This is a genomic window from Pseudomonas fluorescens (assembly GCF_900215245.1).
GTDB classification, from domain to species: Bacteria; Pseudomonadota; Gammaproteobacteria; order Pseudomonadales; family Pseudomonadaceae; genus Aquipseudomonas; species Aquipseudomonas fluorescens.
In genome coordinates, this window is sequence record NZ_LT907842.1 from 2,142,316 (window position 1) to 2,162,131 (window position 19,816).

Annotated in this window: 16 protein-coding genes and 1 pseudogene; 3 read left to right on the forward strand and 14 right to left on the reverse strand. The window is 54.2% G+C overall.

Annotation, left to right across the window (positions count from 1 at the left end; all coding sequences use genetic code 11):
* Nucleotides 1-13: 13 nt before the first annotated feature.
* The 4 genes from CPH89_RS10035 to CPH89_RS10055 all read right to left on the reverse strand — a co-directional run bounded on the left by CPH89_RS10035 (nt 14) and on the right by CPH89_RS10055 (nt 5,556).
* Nucleotides 14-766 (reverse strand): SIR2 family NAD-dependent protein deacylase, encoded by a 753-nt coding sequence (locus tag CPH89_RS10035; RefSeq protein ID WP_053258821.1) that lies wholly within the window; start codon nt 764-766, stop codon nt 14-16.
* A 484-nt stretch (nt 767-1,250) separates the two neighbouring features.
* Nucleotides 1,251-2,588: an AAA family ATPase gene (locus tag CPH89_RS10045; RefSeq protein WP_053258785.1), complete on the reverse strand. Its 1,338-nt coding sequence runs from the start codon at nt 2,586-2,588 to the stop codon at nt 1,251-1,253.
* Nucleotides 2,585-4,597: a TnsB C-terminal domain-containing protein gene (locus CPH89_RS30570; RefSeq protein WP_053258786.1), complete on the reverse strand. Its 2,013-nt coding sequence runs from the start codon at nt 4,595-4,597 to the stop codon at nt 2,585-2,587. Before CPH89_RS30570 ends, CPH89_RS10045 begins: the two co-directional genes overlap by 4 nt.
* Nucleotides 4,594-5,556 carry a PDDEXK family nuclease gene (locus CPH89_RS10055; RefSeq protein WP_053258787.1) on the reverse strand — a complete coding sequence of 321 codons (963 nt, stop codon included), beginning with the start codon at nt 5,554-5,556 and terminating at the stop codon, nt 4,594-4,596. Before CPH89_RS10055 ends, CPH89_RS30570 begins: the two co-directional genes overlap by 4 nt.
* A 708-nt stretch (nt 5,557-6,264) precedes the next feature.
* On the opposite strand from CPH89_RS10055, the pseudogene CPH89_RS30890 reads away from it, so the two are divergent.
* The 3 genes and pseudogenes from CPH89_RS30890 to CPH89_RS10065 all read left to right on the forward strand — a co-directional run.
* Nucleotides 6,265-6,681: pseudogene (locus tag CPH89_RS30890) on the forward strand (TnsD family Tn7-like transposition protein); the annotation flags it as partial.
* Between the two features lie 60 nt (nt 6,682-6,741).
* Complete coding sequence (locus CPH89_RS10060) at nt 6,742-7,845, forward strand: TnsD family Tn7-like transposition protein (protein WP_232005435.1); 1,104 nt, start codon at nt 6,742-6,744, stop codon at nt 7,843-7,845.
* 254 nt (nt 7,846-8,099) lie between these two features.
* Nucleotides 8,100-8,711 carry an HAD family hydrolase gene (locus tag CPH89_RS10065; protein WP_053258788.1) on the forward strand — a complete coding sequence of 204 codons (612 nt, stop codon included), beginning with the start codon at nt 8,100-8,102 and terminating at the stop codon, nt 8,709-8,711.
* 99 nt (nt 8,712-8,810) lie between these two features.
* Here CPH89_RS10065 and CPH89_RS30105 read toward each other — a convergent pair whose 3' ends face one another.
* The 10 genes from CPH89_RS30105 to CPH89_RS10115 form a co-directional block, all read right to left on the reverse strand.
* A complete protein-coding gene (locus CPH89_RS30105) occupies nt 8,811-9,872 on the reverse strand; it encodes a hypothetical protein (protein WP_141125125.1) in 1,062 nt (353 codons plus the stop codon).
* Nucleotides 9,873-10,113: 241 nt separating this feature from the next.
* The gene (gene glmS / locus CPH89_RS10075; RefSeq protein ID WP_053258790.1) at nt 10,114-11,946 is read right to left on the reverse strand and encodes a glutamine--fructose-6-phosphate transaminase (isomerizing); all 1,833 of its coding nucleotides are present in this window, start codon (nt 11,944-11,946) and stop codon (nt 10,114-10,116) included.
* A gap of 10 nt (nt 11,947-11,956) precedes the next feature.
* Nucleotides 11,957-12,727, reverse strand: a complete 771-nt coding sequence (locus tag CPH89_RS10080) for a DeoR/GlpR family DNA-binding transcription regulator (RefSeq protein WP_169876596.1) — start codon at nt 12,725-12,727, stop codon at nt 11,957-11,959.
* A 225-nt stretch (nt 12,728-12,952) separates the two neighbouring features.
* A complete protein-coding gene (glmU, locus tag CPH89_RS10085; RefSeq protein WP_053258792.1) occupies nt 12,953-14,320 on the reverse strand; it encodes a bifunctional UDP-N-acetylglucosamine diphosphorylase/glucosamine-1-phosphate N-acetyltransferase GlmU in 1,368 nt (455 codons plus the stop codon).
* A 123-nt stretch (nt 14,321-14,443) separates the two neighbouring features.
* Nucleotides 14,444-14,860: a F0F1 ATP synthase subunit epsilon gene (locus CPH89_RS10090; RefSeq protein WP_003177061.1), complete on the reverse strand. Its 417-nt coding sequence runs from the start codon at nt 14,858-14,860 to the stop codon at nt 14,444-14,446.
* 44 nt (nt 14,861-14,904) lie between these two features.
* Entirely contained in the window at nt 14,905-16,281 is a 1,377-nt protein-coding gene (atpD, locus tag CPH89_RS10095; protein ID WP_017135118.1) for a F0F1 ATP synthase subunit beta, read from the reverse strand.
* Between the two features lie 27 nt (nt 16,282-16,308).
* On the reverse strand, nt 16,309-17,169 hold the full coding sequence (gene atpG, locus CPH89_RS10100) for a F0F1 ATP synthase subunit gamma (RefSeq protein WP_010207685.1): 861 nt from the start codon (nt 17,167-17,169) through the stop codon (nt 16,309-16,311).
* Between the two features lie 50 nt (nt 17,170-17,219).
* Nucleotides 17,220-18,764 (reverse strand): F0F1 ATP synthase subunit alpha, encoded by a 1,545-nt coding sequence (gene atpA / locus CPH89_RS10105; protein ID WP_053258793.1) that lies wholly within the window; start codon nt 18,762-18,764, stop codon nt 17,220-17,222.
* 21 nt (nt 18,765-18,785) lie between these two features.
* Nucleotides 18,786-19,322: a F0F1 ATP synthase subunit delta gene (locus CPH89_RS10110; RefSeq protein ID WP_053258794.1), complete on the reverse strand. Its 537-nt coding sequence runs from the start codon at nt 19,320-19,322 to the stop codon at nt 18,786-18,788.
* 12 nt (nt 19,323-19,334) lie between these two features.
* A complete protein-coding gene (locus CPH89_RS10115; protein WP_016970692.1) occupies nt 19,335-19,805 on the reverse strand; it encodes a F0F1 ATP synthase subunit B in 471 nt (156 codons plus the stop codon).
* Nucleotides 19,806-19,816: the final 11 nt, after the last annotated feature.

Consider the following 19,816-nt stretch of genomic DNA (forward strand, 5'->3'; position numbering starts at 1 on the left):
TCTCGTCCGAGCATCATTCGATGCCTACCGATCGGAGCAAGGTCTGCAACACTTCTCCTGCGCTCCCCAGCAGCATAATCTCATTCGCTCCGCATGACCCCACGTCCTCAAGATTGACATGAATCACCGTGGCTCCCGCTGCTAGGGCCATGTCTGGAATATCTGCAGCGGGCATGACCACACCGGAGGTGCCAACTGAAATTAGCAACTCACAGTTTCTCACAAGCCTCACGGCCGATCGCCAAGCATCCTCAGGCAAGTTCTCCTTGAACCACACCACCCCCGGTTGAAGTCTACCGTTACAGCGGGTGCATCGGGGAGGCTTGATTAGATTCCCTTCATCAGCGATCTGCAGCTTCTCAAGAGTCAATTCAACCGGGCGATGACAAGCAAAGCATTTCACGCTCATTAAACTGCCGTGAAGGTGGACCACGCCCTTTGAGCCTGCTCGCTCGTGTAAGTCATCGATATTTTGAGTGACAACCGAGATGTCCCAGCCGGCTTTAGCCAGCCGAGTAATGGAACTGTGGGCTGAATTGGGTTCCGCTTGGCTAACCTGGCGCCGCCGCCAGAGATACCAGCCCCATACGAGAGCAGGATTTTCACGGAAAGCATCAGCTGTTTCCAGACGGCGTGGGTCTTGCTTCTCCCAAAGCCCGGTGAGCTTGTCGCGGAACGTCGGTATTCCGCTGTCTGCTGAAATACCTGCACCAGTGAAGAAAACAACCCTTTTAGAGGTGCGTAAAGCTTCGGCAGCTCGTTGCATACCCATTTGATGAAATCCTCGTCAACTGTAAATCTAACCCTCTACAGCCCCTCAGGCTACTACGACTGGGCGGTTCTGTAAGAACTGACCGATGGCAAAGCGGCCAGGCTTTGAGCCTCTAAACTTGAGATATGTGTTAACCGAGGCTTGGATGGGATGAAAATCACTGGTCTTGTAGAAGTCGAAGCTGTGACCGACGTGCGTTGTGACGTATGCGATTGCTCTACCCGTCTAGGAAGCGGCAACTTGGAGTATGGGAGTCTCCATGCGCATTGGGGCTATGGTGCCTTGCACGACGGTGAACGCTATGAGGTGCATCTCTGCGAAAACTGTTTTTTAGCTACCCTCGCTTACCTCAAGCAGGAGAGACGAACAGCGCACATGTTTGAGACTGACCCTAAAAGGCCGGGAGACGATTTCGGGCTGGCCGCAAAAGATGACTTTTTCCGTGAAAGTCACTGACCGACACCGGTGATCAGGTCATCTATTTAGGCTTTTTGGGACTGGATGACGGTGACTCCATGTACTGACGGAAGGATCGTATTAAGTCCTCGTCGGTCGCCTTTGGGACAGGCACGCGTCGGGTGGATTTGGCTGGGAATTTCTCTTCTGGCAAGGCGATATGCTTCAACCCTGAGCGCTCCGCCTCAGTAGCCGACGAATTAAAAACCCTTACCTGAACACGCTGGTCGCGATCTGCCCGGGTGAAGTTCACTACGTTCGACTTGTACTCAGCGGGTAAGTCGAATGGGCAACGCAGGTCCAAGCGCTTGCTGGATCCTCTGCTGATAGCCTCCAACTGCAGGTCTTCGACATCTCTCGCGTTACTGGTGTACGCACTAGACCGGTAGGCCGTGTGCAAGTCATCGACCTCAATCCGGCTCCTGCCGGCGGCACGACATTCAATGTAAGCAAGCTTTAGCAACTGTACAACGAGTCGCTTGATACCAAAGGTGGAACGGTAAAGCTCCGCCGCAAATTCATCATTGCCGACTTTGACACGGCTCCCACTAACCCTCACGCACTCGTCCACATAGTCAGCCCAATCCTGGCTCTTAGGATCATCGGGCAGCATGATCCGTGGCTCGGAAAGCAGTCTCTGCTTATCCTCGCTGTTACGACGGAGCAGCTTGTGCACCAGGCTGTAATTGGACACAAAGATCATAGGGGGTCCGATGACTGCCATCGTCAGCAGGATGTCGGTCACTTTAGACGCACCTTCACCGGTGTTGATGTGCTGGGTTTCATCTAGAACGACCAGCGTGACGCCGTCCCGGTTGGCTAGCCGACGGCAGTCCACGAGCAATTTCTTCAGATTGCCACCACGACCGTCGTGACCACTACCATGAACGAAATCCAAGAGAAGTTGCTTACCACCCGCTTTGCCGCGAGCACTCGCGTACCACAGTGAGATCAGCTCGACAGTGCCCTGGTATAGGTCACAAGTGAATGCCACCGGTGGAGGGAGAGCCCTCCACAGAGCAGCAATCGTCTGGCTCTTACCTACGCCCGCCAGGCCTGTAAGGCAGATTGGTGAAACCTCCACCTCTGGAGGTGTGAAGATTCTGGCCGCGTACCCAGCCTCGCTGCTGAAAACTTTGAGGTTGTGCAGATACGCCAAACCGATCATTTCATGAATAAAGTTGAGAGAAAATTCGTTGGGGATGTATATCTCCATCAGCCTCTCAGCGAGGAGTTGAGCGCCAATCGAAGGGTGAAACGTCTCCAAATCTGATACGGGCTCGGGTCGCACGACAACTCGTCTACGGATGATTTCAATGTCCATATAACCGTCGAAACGAGATTCGATGGTTCTGTTCATTTCGTTGCACCTCTGAAACGGTTGTAATCGGCACTATCACGCAGTGCAGCGCCCCCTTTGGAAGGCCGCCCTATCTTCCGCTCACCAGCGTCCCAATCCTCACCAGTATTCCGTTTGAATCTGTCTTCGAAATGTTGATCATGGGCAGGCCGTTCTTCTCGAAGATCAGCAGCGGCGTCTAGGCGCAACTGATGAATTTCCTGCAGTTGGCGAAGTGAGATATCGATGGTGCCCTGCGACGTACGCACCGATCTCATAAAATCTAACTCATACAAAAGCCCTTTGACTTCGATCCATATGTGGCGAACACACATGACCAGTACATATGCTGAAGTGTTGATAACCCCTTGCCGAGCTACCAAATCAAACACTCCCGTTTCTTGCAGAGCACGCGATCTATATTTACGTCCGTAGAAATAGACGCCATCTTTTCTTATCGAGGCTGGGCGCACATCAAGAAACTGCCTAACAGCCGTGTCGAAAGGAACGCCGATCGAAGAGTCTCGACCACGCATGCTCCAGTAGCTGTAGATTTCAAGTGGTGTGGGTTTAATGCCGGCCAGAATCATTTCTTCGTCCATACGTTGCATCGCGTCAGAGCTATGATTGTCTTTCAGAACCTGTGCGATCTCCCGCTTGACCATCTGGACAAAATCCAACCTGCTATGAAAAAAGGTCGGCTGCTCGAGTGTGTGTTTATGCCTCGGGTGAGAGGACTCAACAGTGGCCTTAGATTGGCCAGCATAGACAGGTGTCACCTCTACCGACTTCAACCAGTGAATCTCTGGCTCTACCTCGTAGCCAGCAGCGGGGCCTCTATCCAGCACCATCCCACCTGATAGGCCGATACTAGGCCATTCTTCCGCGCTGATCTCCACACCATACTGCTCGCAGAATTTGACCTTGTCACACGCCATGGAATAGATCGCCATGCGATAGGCCGCCATATTTTCTCGGCCTTCCGAAAAGCCAATCCCTAGCACCATCCCCGACAGCGCACAGACAGCTCGGACAACACAGAAGCTATCTACTGCGCTACCTTCAGTCAAACCAGAAAGCTTCTCGGATATATTGTAACCATCAAATTCAAGGCGCTGATTAACGTTGATGAGATTGTCGGCAAAGCTTCCTTCAGAGCCTGATTGAGCACGAGCACCATTCTTTCCTCTTAAAGCAATACGACGCTCTTTCGCGCTGATCATTTTGGATACCCAATACTTGAACTGGGCGAAGGAAGGGAAAGGCTTACTTTGCGGATGTCTAAACTCTACTGTCTTACTGCTCTGTTTGGCTGAAACACAACCAAAAACCCCTTTCAGGATTTCGCTGTAAATCTTGTTTTGTGTCTTGTGGGGAGACTTATAAGTCAGAAAGCCTTCCAATATCAGTTGTTGCATGGCTGCATCACAACGATAGCCATGTCTTTTCCCCTTGCGAGAGGGGCGGCCAAGCTTCTTCGTTCGACCAGGTCCTTCTCGACTCCATGCCCCGATTCGGTGAAAAGGTGGCAACAGGGACCATTTGGTCTGGCCGAACACTACATAGGAGTAGAACCAAAGCCTCATCCTTGCAGCGTTCTGATGGGGGCGCAGTGCTTTAGCGTGAGCGTTGATGAGAGCGTCAGGATCAGCGCTCGAAAAAATTTCATCCCGGCGAGCGACCAGGCTCGAGATTGCAGCAAAACGCTTATTCACCTTCTGCTCATAACTCTGTTTCGATGAGGCCCGACGGTTTTCCAGATGCTCGATGGCCACACCTTCGATGGGTATCAGCCAAGGGGGAGTTGAATCGGCCAAGCCATCCTCCGCCAACCATCCATTCTCAACCGCGCCCTCAAAGTCAATCTGGCTCAGTTGAATCAGATGAGTACTGATGCTTTTCCCATCATCCTTGAACTCGACCAGACGAACCCGGTTTCGCCGGCCATCGCTCACGAGGAAGTGGTAGACAATGCCCTGTACGAGGCTGAGAAACCCCTCTGGGGCGATGATCCGTGAACCTGCTCTCATGGCGCCGCCTCTTCGAAAAACGAGCCAAAAGCTTGAAGTAGATCGCAGCCACCCGTGATGAGCGGGCGATCGATCAGGATAGGTTCGTTGAAGTCGACCAGGAGCTTTCTATCCCAAATATCCTGGTAAATCTTGGCAATGAACTGATCGCGGAAGCCCCATCTAGCGCTATGTTCAATCGCCACATAAGCCACTGGTTTTCCAATTTTTATGGCATCAGTCACTGCACCACTGAAGTCTTCCAGCAGAGCTGCCCCAAGCGAGAAATCAAGATCGTGCATGCCAAACAAGAGATCCAGATTCGCTTGGATCGTAGGTGATACAAGATCGCGAGAAACTTCAACGGTTCGGATTCCGGCGCTTGCATAGTAGCGCCGCTCTAACTCGCCCCTTAGTTCTGCATGCTCACGGTCTTTCCTCTGCTGGACAGGTGTCTTGGGCGACATGCTTCGGCGTTCACGAAAAGCTAGAGCCTGGTCTTTGACAGTCCAGTTTACGGCGAAGGGTTCCCCTCGACTGTTGAGAAGGTACAGCAGCAGGTCCCCTTGGTAGGGGAACGGCATTTTGTGCCTGTTCCCGCTCGCATCCTCCACTACGATTTCAAAATGCTTAAAACCAATCTCCCTCGCGACATCAACAGTGCCGCGCAGAGAGGGCGGGAAGGTCCCTTTCGTCAGGGGATGTCCTCGAAGTGGATGGCCTGAATTAACTGGCCAGAGCATTTTCTGCTCGTGGAGCTCAAACAGATCAGGGTGATAAAGGGCTAATTGCGTAAATACCTTCTCGGGTCCAGAAAGTAGATGAAGTGTGCGTTTCAGCTTTCGACTGCGCAGCCTACTGATTCGAGATCCCTTTGGCGCCTCGCGGGGAACAGCCAGCGTGGACGGTATGTATTCACCGCCCCATTCGAACCGGCTTTGGCGACTCATAATGAGGGCAAATCTGTCTTGCGGTTTCATCCGAATATTCCAATCTCATCAGGATCGCGCGCGCTACGTTTGCTGGGGATAACAGCATACGCTCCGGCGAAACCCTTACCCTGCGGGCAGGTAACCGCGCGTCCGGTTGTGGATAACGCGCAGCATCTTGTGGATGAGCGAAGCCGTGCGAGACTTGACGTCTCACATGTTAGGGATAGAAAATGGATGAGTCAGGGATCGAAATCTGACTTATCCACAGAGGCCCAAGGTTGCACTTGGGCCTCTGTCTATCTGACATACAGCGCTCACGTTTAACGAGCTGTCATCTGATATTTCGAATAGGGCATACCTTAGGCGTCATCGCCGATTGTGAACCGCCCACCATGACGAAGCCTTATTCAGGCGTTACGAGCATAGTGTTTGCTTCGCTAGCATTTCGATTAAGCAGAATATGTTACAGCCGGAAATTCCTAACTGACAACAAGTTTGCGTACCAACCAAGCATGATCTCAGTCGCTGATAAAAACGGCATCAGTCTCCACCTATCCAGGCGTACACAAGATTCCGGTCCACGGACGGATTTTTTCGTTTTTAACTTTGGTCGGCGGTACGACGTCTCGCCTCCGAAGTTTTTGAACAAAATAAAATAATAAATTGCTTCGTAATAACTTAAAGAGATTTTACAATTCTACACCGTGGAATTATTGTGACTTCCTTTGAGATACGAGATAAATGGACGCCATCAAAATGCGAATTCCGTATCTCCATTGGTTAGAGGACGAGTGTTTTTTTAGCCTATGTAGTCGGCAGCATTTTCTTTGTGCCAACCATTCATCTGCGGAAACACTACACTATCTCTTTGGAAGCGATACTAAGTCGTTTTCACACGACTTCCCTCGAAGTCTCGAACTACTGAATGAAGATGCAAAATTAACATGGGGTAGCTCAGAGGAAATAATCCGTGAGCATACGATTTCCCCTATATTCTTCCCTTTCCAATCACCTGAACATGTGGATGCTCTTGAACGAGCCATGAACAGGCCGACGTTGGGCTCTTTTAAATACAGACTAGGACTTATCACGGGCCGATTTGGAGGGGGACACCCTTTAAAGGCTTGTATTCAATGTATGACCGCTGATCGTGCGCTTCATGGAGTCACATACTGGCATCTAGCTCACCAATTTCCAGGCGTATCTATGTGCCCATTTCATAATTGCTTACTTATGGAATCTACAGAAAATAGACAGTGGTCGAGACGCTTTCAATGGCTTCTTCCAGATGAAGCGGACCTTATTACGATTGGTCCACCTACACCTAGTCCTCCAACCCTCAAAACGCTGCTGGCTATGTCTGTCGCAGTGGTAGCGCTCGGTAAATTGCGTAGCTCTTGTCGCTTTGAGCCCAGCATAGTCGTTCAAGTCTATAAGGGCGCGATCAATCGTCAGGGAATCTCCCCGCATGAGCGAGAGGCGACTGCAGAGCGCTTTGCGGAATATTGCACTGCGCTTCAACCTTATCCGCCTTTTTCTGCATTACCCCGCGACGTGCATTGTGCAAAACGGTTCATGACTCAAATGACTCGCAAGCAGCGTGGCTATTGCCATCCGCTGAAGCATTTAACTCTCATAATGTTTTTATTCAGACGCTTCGAGTTATTCCTGGGCTCGTACCAACAGCTCGCTGCACAGCAGAGAATTTCAGTAGCAGGGAATTATGAACTGGTTAGTCAGATTCAACCTAGTGAGTGCCCGCTACCAAAATTAGAATTAAGAGCGCGCACTCTAAAACCAAAAAAGCTTATCAAGGAACTGAAAGATAAAATTATAGAGTCATTGATGGTAGGCACATCAAAAAAAGAGATCTGCTCAAGATTTGAATTATCGATAAGCACAGTGAACCGGGTACTGCGCTTGAACCCCTCAGTTGAAAAAGAATTCAACAAGATAATTTATCTTAAAAAGCAAGAGCAACAAAGAAACAAATGGAGCAACAGTGTCAGTCTAAACCCCAACCTCAGCGCAAATGATATTAAAAAATTGAACCCTAATGTCTACGCCTGGCTTTATCGAAACGATCGTTACTGGTTATCTAATCGGACCAGCAATTTGCCGAGTGGCAGACGCGGAAATTATGTATGCATTGACTGGGACAGCCGCGATGAAAAGTTGCGCACTTTAGTTGAATCAACGCTGATCGAGCAGCCGACCAAACTTCGCAAGAGTGACTTATACCTGTTGGTGCCAAGTTTATTTTCATCACTTGAGAAGAGATCGCATTACCCTAAAACGAGAAAATTGCTCTCTGAAATGCTGCAGAGTGTCACTTAGCTTCGGGCTACTGGATTCCACATCTCTTTGAGCTGAATTAACAATAATATTGAGCCGGGCGCTCACCTCATCTTCTTCGGTTGAGAGCACCCCACCCTCCGCATTTCAAAATTTGGCTTCATTGGCCCGTATACGGTTCAGCCGCGAGGTATCAATGAGCTAGTCTTAAGTCAGGAAGCTTGCTCTACCACCTATACAGCTATTCGGTGGGGCGTAAAAAGCACCACACCATTCCAACGTGAGCGATTTTTTGTATGCCTGTTTCAGCAGCTATTTTTGACGCGTTCGGTACGCTGATACAAATCAACGAAGGCAGCCACCCCTTTCGAAAAATTCTCAAACTCGGCATTGAACAGGGGCGCCGACCCCAATCTACTGATGCAGAACAGCTCCTTACCTTACCTATGGACCTGCGTCAGGCTGCGGATTTTTTTGGCATCCTGGTCGATCCATCCGTGATGTCACGATTAGAGTCCGATCTACACAATGATTTAGCAAATATTCGAGCCTATCCGGACGGCATTGTTGCGGTAGAGGCACTTCAAGACGCAGGAGTAAAAGTGGTGGTGTGCTCTAACCTGGCGAAGCCGTATGCGGCAGCTATTGAAAACCTATATCCGAAGTTAGACGGCTACAGTTACAGCTTTGCCGTAGGCGCAATTAAGCCATCCTTCGATATCTATCGCCACGCGACACAACTAGTATCGGCAGCGCCATTTGAAACTTGGATGGTAGGTGATTCAAAGCGATGTGATTGCGAAGGGCCCATCGCATTTGGTATGCACGGTTTTTGGCTCGACCGGCAAGGCGGTGGTACATACACGTCGCTGCATCAATTCGCTGAGGCCATTTTTCGGACCCGCTGAACTTGGCCAATTAGTACAGCGTATAGAAGCTTGCTGAAGCGCAGACATCAACTTCTATAGTAGAGATTGAGCAGCCGCTAGGCCAACTTTAAGCATTCATCAAATACCCATACGGGTCTCGGGCTTTATTTGGGGGACGCCTGGTAATATCTCGCTCACCTTTCCCATCTTTAGTTTTTGCCCCTTAAATTTAGGGTGTGGGAAATTACAACAAGGGTATTGTCTGGGCCGCCGTCTGTAATACCCATCGCCGCTGCAATCATTCTCAGATAGCGGGCTTGGATAAGGGCAGAACCAACGACCTACCCCGGAGGCGTAATCCTCTTCAACATAGTGAGCAGACTCTATCCCCCCCGCCTGATATGTTGCCCATAGCGAGTCTATAGGTCGAGCATCAGCCTGCCTCAATCTCAGGTCCATCGAGAAATCATCAAAGCGCTCATAGAGAGTTGCCACAGCATCAATAATCCATAGGTTTAGGTAGCTTATGCCATTCGCGTTATTGTTCAAACGTGACCTAGTCAACATTTTAAGGTAGCTATCTATTTGTTGTAGTTCAGACTCCATTTCCGCAGTGAGAGCTGTAGGCATGATCGAAATTAGAGACGCCGCCTTTTCCTGCAAGACACTGAGCGCCACCACATCACAGATGTGATGTGAAGATGAACAAAGTCCATGGATGGTAATGGCACGCTTGAGTTCCGATAAATTATCGTTACGCAGGGACGGTGCTTCGGCAAGATGTTTGCCATCACACTTTCGCCACATTACATCCAATGTATGGCCTTTGCGTGAAAACGGTTTACCGCAAAATGGGCAGTGGTTAAGAAGGACTACGTTGTGCTTGTAGCAGACCTTCACGTACCGGTTGCAGAAGCGTTTCCAATACGAAAAACCGAAGCTCTCTAGATCTTCTCTTACGCAGTCAGGGCAATAAGAAGCATCCCAGTCGCTATAGCGAACTTCCTCTGTTGCATAGTGCTTTCCAGAATAGGAAACATCTTGAGAGTTCTTAATTACAAAGAGCTTTGCCGCATCCGTGTGGTAATGAATCAGGCGATTGAATCCATAACACCCCTGCCATCCTATAGCCGACGCCAATTTCTTTACCTCAGCTCTACTGAATGAGGCACGCTTTGCCAGCTCTATAAAAACCTCCATATCGGATGCATACCTGTTGATAAGGAGGTTTCGCATTACAAAGGAAGTAAGTGACTCATCAGGTCGTATTTGCAAGAGCATCGGAAACGCCGGTGCATTGGTGCCAATTTAGGAACCGGGCGGGAGAAGCCTGTCGCGACATCAAGGGAGCCAACGAGCGCGCCCCTGTGCTGCGACAGTTTTAATTAGCTAGCGACAGTTTTAATTCTCTAAATCCAACGGCCTCCAGGCGCTTGGGGGATTACTCCACCGTCACCGACTTCGCCAGGTTGCGCGGTTGGTCGACGTCGGTGCCCTTGAGCACCGCCACGTAGTACGACAGCAACTGCAGCGGGATGGTGTAGAGGATCGGCGACAGGTTGTCGTGGATGTGCGGCATGTTGATGACGTGGGTGCCTTCACCGTTGGTCATGCCGGCTTTCTCGTCGGCGAACACGATCAGTTGGCCGCCACGGGCACGCACTTCCTGCAGGTTGGATTTGAGTTTTTCCAGCAGTTCGTTGTTCGGCGCAACGGTCACCACCGGCATGTCGTCATCCACCAGGGCCAGCGGGCCGTGTTTCAGCTCACCGGCCGGGTAGGCTTCGGCGTGGATGTACGAGATTTCCTTGAGTTTCAGCGAGCCTTCCATCGCCACCGGGTACTGCGCGCCACGGCCGAGGAACAAGGTGTGGTTTTTGTCGGCAAACAGTTCGGCGATTTTTTCTACGGTGCTGTCCATGGCCAGGGCTTCGCCCAGGCGGGTTGGCAGGCGGCGCAGTTCTTCGACCAGAGTGGCTTCGACGCCTTCGGCGAGGGTGCCGCGAACCTGGCCCAGGGACAGGGTCAGCAACAACAGGCCCACAAGCTGGGTGGTGAAGGCTTTGGTGGACGCCACGCCGATTTCGCGACCGGCCTGGGTCAACAGGGTCAGGTCGGACTCGCGCACCAGGGAGCTGATGCTGACGTTGCAGATGGCCAGGCTACCGAGGAAGCCCAGCTCTTTGGCGTTGCGCAGTGCGGCCAGGGTGTCGGCGGTTTCGCCGGACTGGGAGATGGTCACAAACAGGGTGTCTGGCTGCACCACCACCTTGCGGTAGCGGAATTCGCTGGCGACTTCGACCTGGCACGGAATGCCGGCCAGTTCTTCCAGCCAGTAACGGGCAACCATACCGGCGTGATAGCTGGTGCCACAGGCGACAATCTGTACATTGCGCACTTTGGCGAACAGCTCGGCCGCTTGCGGGCCGAAAGCGTTGACCAGTACTTGCCTGTCACCCAGGCGACCTTCCAAGGTGCGCTGCACCACGGCCGGTTGCTCGTGGATTTCCTTGAGCATGAAGTGGCGGAATGCGCCTTTGTCGGCAGCTTCGGCGCCGTCGCGGTATTGCACGGCTTCGCGTTCGACGGAATTGCCGTTGACGTCCCAGATCGCCACGCTTTCACGGCGGATGTCGGCGATATCGCCTTCTTCCAGGTACATGAAGCGGTCGGTGACCTGGCGCAGGGCCAGTTGGTCGGAGGCGAGGAAGTTTTCCCCCAGGCCGAGGCCGATCACCAACGGGCTGCCACTGCGCGCAGCAACCACGCGGTCGGGTTGGCTGGCGCTGACCACGGCCAGGCCATAGGCGCCGTGCAGTTCCTTGACGGTGGCCTTGAGAGCAACCGTCAGGTCGCCGAGGTCCTTGAGCTTGTGGTTCAGCAGGTGGGCGATGACTTCGGTGTCGGTGTCCGAGGTGAACACATAGCCCAGGCCCTTGAGCTGTTCGCGCAGCACTTCGTGGTTTTCGATGATGCCGTTGTGCACCACCGCCAGGTCACCGGAGAAGTGCGGGTGGGCATTGCGTTCGCACGGCGCCCCATGGGTGGCCCAGCGGGTGTGAGCAATGCCGAGACGGCCGACCAGCGGCTCGCCGAGCAGCGCTTGCTCCAGCTCAGCGACCTTGCCCGGGCGACGCATTCGCTCGAGCTTGCCGGCGTTGGTGAAAACCGCCACACCGGCGCTGTCGTAGCCGCGGTATTCCAGGCGCTTGAGGCCCTCGAGCAAGATAGCGGTGACGTTGCGTTCAGCGACTGCGCCTACAATTCCACACATGGTATGTCTCCTAGATGATTGCCGCGCATATCAACGTAATGCCGCGGGCTTGGATCTGGTCGCGGGCCTCAAGCGGCAGGCGATCATCGGTAATAAGGGTATGGACGCTGCTCCAGGGCAGTTCCAGGTTGGGAATCTTGCGGCCGATCTTGTCGGACTCGACCATCACCACCACTTCACGGGCGACCTCGGCCATCACACGGCTCAGGCCCAGCAATTCGTTGAAGGTGGTAGTACCGCGCGCCAGATCGATGCCGTCAGCGCCGATGAACAATTGATCAAAGTCGTAGGAGCGCAGCACTTGCTCGGCGACCTGGCCCTGGAACGAATCCGAATGCGGGTCCCAGGTGCCGCCCGTCATCAACAGCACCGGCTCGTGTTCCAGTTCGCTCAAGGCGCTGGCCACGTGGAGCGAGTTGGTCATGACGACCAGACCTGGCTGGTGGCCCAGCTCGGGGATCATGGCGGCGGTGGTGCTGCCGCTGTCGATGATGATGCGCGCGTGTTCACGTAAACGCATGACGGCTGCACGGGCGATGGCGCGCTTGTAGGCCGAAATCGGCTGGGCGGCATCACCCACCAGTTCCTGAGGCATGGTGATCGCGCCACCGTAACGGCGCAGCAACAGGCCGTTGCTCTCAAGAGCGGCCAGGTCCTTGCGGATAGTCACTTCCGAAGTTTCGAAACGCTTGGCCAACTCGTCCACGCTGACTTCGCCCTGTTCATTGAGCATCGTCAGAATGTTGTGGCGTCGTTGGGGCGTATTTCGTTTCGACATGATGGTCTTAAGTTTCGTTTCGAAAGATAACGAAGGCAATCAAAACCTATTGGCAGGAAATCGTCAAGCAGATCGAAAAGTCTTTTTGACACAACACTGAGCAAAATGTGGGAGCGGGCTTACTCGCGAATGCGGTGTGTCAGTCAACTTTTCAGTGCCTGAACCGACGCTTTCGCGAGCAGCCCGCTCCCACATTTGAACGGTGCTGATTTCGACTCTGTGGATAACTCAGGTCTTTTTGATTTTGACCGGGCGTTTCCAACCGTCGATGTTGCGCTGGCGAGCGCGGGCTACGCCGAGCTGCAAGTTATCCACATCTTGGTTGATGGTTGAGCCGGCGGCCGTGGTGGCGCCGTCGCCCACTTTTACTGGCGCAACCAGTGAATTGTTAGAGCCGATAAACACATCTTCGCCCAGTACCGTCTGGTGCTTGTTTGCGCCATCGTAGTTGCAGGTAATGGTGCCAGCACCGATGTTAGTGCGCGCGCCGATCACTGCGTCACCCAGATAGGTGAGGTGGCCGGCCTTGGCGCCCTCGCCCAAGTGAGCGTTTTTCAGTTCCACAAAGTTACCCACATGGGCCTTGGCTTCCAGCACGCTGCCTGGACGAAGGCGTGCAAACGGACCAGCATCACTGCCCTCGCCCATCACCGCACCTTCAATATGGCTGTTGGCTTTGACCACCACGCCTTTGTGCAGGGTGCTGTCCTTGATCACGCAGTTCGGGCCAATCACCACGTCGTCTTCAATGATCACCCGGCCTTCGAGGATCACGTTGATATCAATCAGCACGTCGCGGCCCACGGTGACCTCGCCGCGTACATCAAAACGCGCCGGGTCACGCAAGGTCACCCCTTGGGCCATCAAGCGGCGGCCTTCGCGCAATTGGTAGTGGCGCTCCAGTTCTGCAAGCTGCTTGCGGTCGTTGGCGCCCTGCACTTCCATTGGGTCGTGGGGCTGCTCGGTGGCAACCAGCAGGCCATCACTCACGGCCATTTCGATGACGTCGGTGAGGTAATACTCGCCCTGGACGTTGTTGTTGGACAAACGGCTCATCCAGTCAGCAAGTTTGCTGGCAGGAACGGCGAGAATGCCGGTGTTGCCTTCGGTAATCGCACGCTGGGCTTCGCTGGCATCTTTGTGTTCGACGATGGCCGCTACCTTGCCGTCGGCATTGCGCACGATGCGGCCATAGCCGGTAGGGTCATCCAGCTCGACGGTAAGCAGGCCCATCTGGCCAGGGACGACGTGCTTGAGCAGGCGTTGCAGGGTTTCCACTTCGATCAGCGGCACGTCGCCATAGAGAATCAGCACCGTATCGGCACTGATGAACGGCACGGCTTGCGCGGTGGCGTGGCCGGTACCGAGTTGTTTGTCCTGCAATACAAAATTCAGGTCATCCGCCGCCAGGCGTTCACGCACCACATCGGCACCGTGGCCAATCACCACGTGAATCCGCTGCGGGTCCAGTTGCCGGGCGCTGTGGATAACATGGCCAAGCATGGAGTTGCCCGCGACGGGGTGCAGCACCTTGGGCAGGGCCGAACGCATACGGGTGCCCTGGCCTGCGGCGAGGATGACAATTTCAAGAGACATGAATGGCTACCAATCCTGGACGGTCCGGCTTCAGACCAGAGAAGTGTTTTGCTAAAAAAGAAAAAGGGTAGCCGAGGCTACCCTTTTTAATCAATCGCGCTTGAAGCATGGCGGCTGGGCCGCTTACTTCTTGCGGATCTGCTGGAGCGTGCGCAGCTGAGCTGCAGCTTCGGCCAGACGTACAGCAGCAGCGCTGTAGTCGAAGTCCGCGCCCTTTTCGTTCAGGGCCTTCTCGGCAGCCTTGACGGCTTCCTGAGCGGAGGCTTCATCCAGGTCGCCAGCACGTTGCACGGTGTCGGCAAGTACCTTGACCATGTTCGGCTGAACCTCGAGGAAACCACCGGAGATGTAAAACACCTCCTTTTCCCCGCCTTGCTTGGTCAGAGTGATCGGACCTGGCTTCAAGCTGGTGATCAATGGCGCGTGGCCCATGGCAATACCCAGGTCACCGAGTTCGCCGTGTGCAATCACCATTTCTACCAGACCGGAGAAGATTTCCCCTTCCGCGCTGACGATATCGCAATGGACTGTCATAGCCATCTGATTGCCTCAACCTGATGAGCGCCCGTTGCCGGGCGCCGGGATTACAGTTTCTTGGCTTTCTCGATCGCTTCTTCGATGCCGCCGACCATGTAGAACGCTTGTTCTGGCAGGTGGTCGTAGTCACCGTTGAGGATGCCTTTGAAGCCAGCAATGGTGTCTTTCAGGGAAACGTATTTACCCGATGCACCGGTGAAGACTTCAGCCACGAAGAACGGCTGCGACAAGAAACGCTGGATCTTACGAGCACGGTTTACCAACTGCTTGTCGGCTTCCGACAGCTCGTCCATACCCAGGATCGCAATGATGTCCTTCAGTTCTTTGTAACGCTGCAGCACGTACTGAACGCCGCGAGCGGTGTCGTAGTGCTCCTGGCCGATCACGTTCGGGTCCAGCTGGCGCGAAGTCGAGTCGAGTGGATCGACCGCTGGGTAGATACCCAGGGAAGCGATGTCACGGGACAGAACGACGGTGGCGTCCAAGTGGGCGAAGGTGGTCGCTGGCGACGGGTCGGTCAAGTCATCCGCAGGTACGTATACCGCTTGGATCGAGGTGATCGAACCTTCTTTGGTCGAAGTGATACGTTCTTGCAGAACGCCCATCTCTTCAGCCAGAGTCGGCTGGTAACCTACTGCCGAAGGCATACGGCCCAGCAGTGCGGATACTTCAGTACCGGCCAGGGTGTAACGGTAGATGTTGTCGACGAACAGCAGAACGTCGTTACCTTCGTCACGGAACTTCTCGGCCATGGTCAGGCCAGTCAGTGCTACGCGCAGACGGTTTCCCGGCGGCTCGTTCATCTGACCGTAAACCAGTGCCACTTTGTCCAGAACGTTGGAGTCCTTCATCTCGTGGTAGAAGTCGTTACCCTCACGAGTACGCTCACCCACACCGGCGAACACGGAATAACCGCTGTGCTCGATGGCGATGTTACGGATCAGTTCCATCATGTTTACGGTTTTGCCTACACCGGCACCACCGAACAGACCGACTTTACCGCCTTTGGCGAACGGGCAAACCAGGTCGATAACCTTGATGCCGGTTTCCAGCAGATCGTTGCCGCCAGCTTGCTCGGCGAACGAAGGTGCTGGACGGTGAATGCCCCAGCGCTCTTCGGTGTCGATCGGGCCAGCTTCGTCAATCGGGTTGCCCAGTACGTCCATGATCCGGCCCAGGGTCGCTTTACCGACCGGTACGGAGATGGCTGCGCCAGTGTCGACAACGTCCAGACCGCGCTTCAAGCCTTCGGTGGAACCCATCGCAATGGTACGAACTACGCCGTCGCCCAGCTGCTGCTGAACTTCCAGAGTAGTTTCCGCGCCTTGTACTTTCAGCGCGTTGTAGATGCTCGGTACGCTGTCGCGTGGAAATTCCACGTCGATAACGGCGCCGATGATTTGAACGATACGTCCGCTACTCATAGCTGGATCCTCTGAATATTTGAACCGTTAAACCGCGGCAGCGCCGCCGACGATTTCCGAGATCTCTTGGGTGATCGCAGCCTGACGCGCCTTGTTGTAGATCAGCTGCAAATCGCTGATCAGATCACCGGCGTTATCGGTAGCGTTTTTCATCGCGATCATCCGCGCCGCTTGTTCAGCTGCGTTGTTCTCGACCACCGCCTGGTACACCTGCGACTCCACGTAGCGCACCATCAAGCCGTCAAGCAGCTCTTTGGCGTCTGGTTCGTAGAGGTAGTCCCAGTGGTGCTTGAGTTCCTGATCCGGAGTCGCCACCAGTGGAATCAATTGCTCCACGGTTGGCTGCTGGGTCATGGTGTTGATGAACTTGTTGGATACCACGGACAGGCGGTCAATCCGGCCTTCCAGGTACGCATCCAGCATCACCTTCACACTGCCGATCAAATCATTGATCGACGGCTCTTCACCCAGGTGGCTGATAGCTGCAACGACGTTACCGCCGAAGTTGCGGAAAAAGGCCGCACCCTTGCTACCAACAACACACAGATCGATCTCGACGCCCTTTTCGCGGTTTACCGCCATGTCCTTGACCAGGGCCTTGAACAGGTTGGTATTCAAACCACCGCACAAACCACGGTCACTGCTCACTACCACATAACCCACACGCTTAACTTCGCGGTCGATCATGAACGGGTGGCGGTATTCCGGGTTGGCGTTGGCCAGATGCCCAATTACCTGGCGGATACGCTCCGCATAAGGACGGCTAGCAGCCATGCGCATTTGTGCCTTGCGCATTTTGCTGACCGCCACTTTTTCCATGGCGCTGGTAATTTTTTGCGTGCTTTTGATGCTCGCAATCTTACTGCGAATCTCTTTTGCGCCTGCCATGTAACACCTATCAGGTTAGCAAGCGGGAGCCTTGCGGCTCCCGCTGCGGCTTACCAGGTTTGGGTGGCCTTGAACTTCTCGATACCGGCTTTCATGCCAGCGTCGATATCGTCATTGAAGTCACCCTTCACGTTGATCTTCGCCATCAATTCGGCGTGATCGCGGTTGAAGTAAGCAATCAGCGCTTGTTCGAAGCTGCCGATCTTGGTGATTTCAACGTCGGTCAGGAACCCACGCTCAGCGGCATACAGCGACAACGCCATGTCAGCGATCGACATTGGGGCGTATTGCTTCTGCTTCATCAGCTCGGTAACGCGCTGACCATGCTCAAGTTGCTTACGGGTCGCTTCGTCCAGGTCAGACGCGAATTGGGCGAATGCCGCCAGTTCACGGTACTGAGCCAGAGCGGTACGGATACCACCGGAGAGCTTCTTGATGATCTTGGTCTGAGCGGCACCACCCACACGGGATACCGAAACACCGGCGTTCACAGCAGGACGGATCCCGGAGTTGAACATGGCCGATTCCAGGAAGATCTGACCGTCGGTGATGGAAATCACGTTGGTCGGAACGAACGCGGAAACGTCGCCAGCCTGGGTTTCGATGATCGGCAATGCGGTCAGGGAACCGGTTTTGCCGGTCACTGCGCCGTTGGTGAACTTCTCTACGTATTCTTCCGAAACGCGGGATGCGCGCTCCAGCAGACGGGAGTGGAGATAGAACACGTCGCCTGGGTAAGCTTCACGGCCTGGTGGACGGCGCAGCAGCAGGGAAATCTGGCGGTAAGCCACTGCTTGCTTGGACAGATCGTCATAAACGATCAGCGCGTCTTCACCGCGGTCGCGGAAGAATTCACCCATGGTGCAACCGGAGTACGGTGCCAGGAATTGCAGCGCAGGAGATTCCGAAGCACTGGCAGCCACGATGATCGTGTTGGCCAGGGCGCCGTTTTCTTCCAGCTTGCGAACCACGTTGGCGATGGTCGATTGCTTCTGACCAATAGCTACGTAGACGCAGAAAATGCCGCTGTTCTTCTGGTTGATGATCGCGTCGATCGCCAGAGCGGTTTTACCGATCTGACGGTCACCGATGATCAGCTCACGCTGGCCACGGCCGACTGGGATCATGGCATCGACAGCCTTGTAGCCAGTCTGTACAGGCTGGTCTACCGACTTACGCCAGATCACGCCTGGAGCAACTTTCTCGACCGCGTCGGTCTCGGTGTTGCCCAGTGGACCTTTACCGTCAACAGGGTTACCCAGTGCGTCGACTACGCGACCCAGCAGTTCCTTACCAACCGGAACCTCCAGGATGCGGCCAGTGCACTTGGCGCTCATGCCTTCAGCCAGACTGGTGTACGCGCCCAATACAACGGCACCTACGGAGTCTTGCTCCAGGTTGAGGGCCATACCGTAGACGCCGCCCGGAAACTCGATCATCTCGCCGTACATTACGTCGGCCAGACCGTGAATCCGCACGATGCCGTCAGATACGCTGACGACAGTGCCTTCGTTACGGGCTTGGGAGGTCACATCGAGCTTGTCGATGCGGCCCTTGATAATTTCACTTATTTCGGAAGGATTGAGTTGCTGCATTGCTCTGCTGCCCCTTCAAACTCAAGATTTCAATGCTTCGGCAAGTTTCGCGATTTTGCCGCGAATCGAGCCATCGATAACCAGGTCGCCGGCGCGGATAACGACACCACCAATCAGGGATGCGTCCTCCGTAGCTTGCAGGCGCACTTCCCGATTGAGTCGTGCACTGAGAACCTTGGCGAGTTTGTCTTGCTGTTCTTGGTTCAATGCGAAAGCACTGGTCACTTCAACGTCTACCGATTTCTCTGCTTCGGCCTTGTACAGGTCGAACAGAGCGGCAATCTCCGGCAGAAGCGGGAGACGGTCGTTTTCGGCAACGACGTGGATGAAGTTCTGCACCTTCACATCAAACTTGTCGCCGCACACTTCAATAAAAGTGGCGGCCTTGTCTGCGCTCGTCAGGCGCGGGGCCTTGAGCACGCGCTGCATGGTGTCGTCTTGCGACACTGCTGCAGCCAGGCCGAGCATGGCTGACCAAGAGGCCAGCTGCTGGTGGGCCTGGGCGTGCTCGAAGGCTGCCTTAGCGTAAGGTCGGGCCAACGTGGTCAGTTCTGCCATGATCGCCCTCGCTTAAATTTCAGCAGCCAGTTTGTTAACCAGCTCCGCGTGCGCGTTTTGATCGATTGTGGCACCGAGGATCTTCTCAGCACCGCCGACCGCCAGAGCACCCAGTTGGGCACGCAGCGCGTCTTTGACGCCGTTCAGTTCCTGTTCGATCTCGGCATGAGCCGAAGCCTTCACACGGTCAGCTTCGACGCGGGCTTTATCAACAGCCTCTTCGACGATCTGGTTACCGCGTTTCTTGGCTTGCTCAATGATTTCAGCTGCCTGTGCTTTAGCTTCGCGCAGTTGATGACCCGCTTTCTCTTGGGCCAACTCCAGGTCGCGAGCTGCACGGGTGGCAGCGTCCAAACCATCCGCGATCTTCTTCTGACGTTCGTGCAAAGCCGCGATGACCGGAGGCCACACGAACTTCATGCAAAACACTACAAAAATGAAGAACGCAACGGATTGGCCAATCAGGGTTGCATTAATGTTCACGCCAACACCTC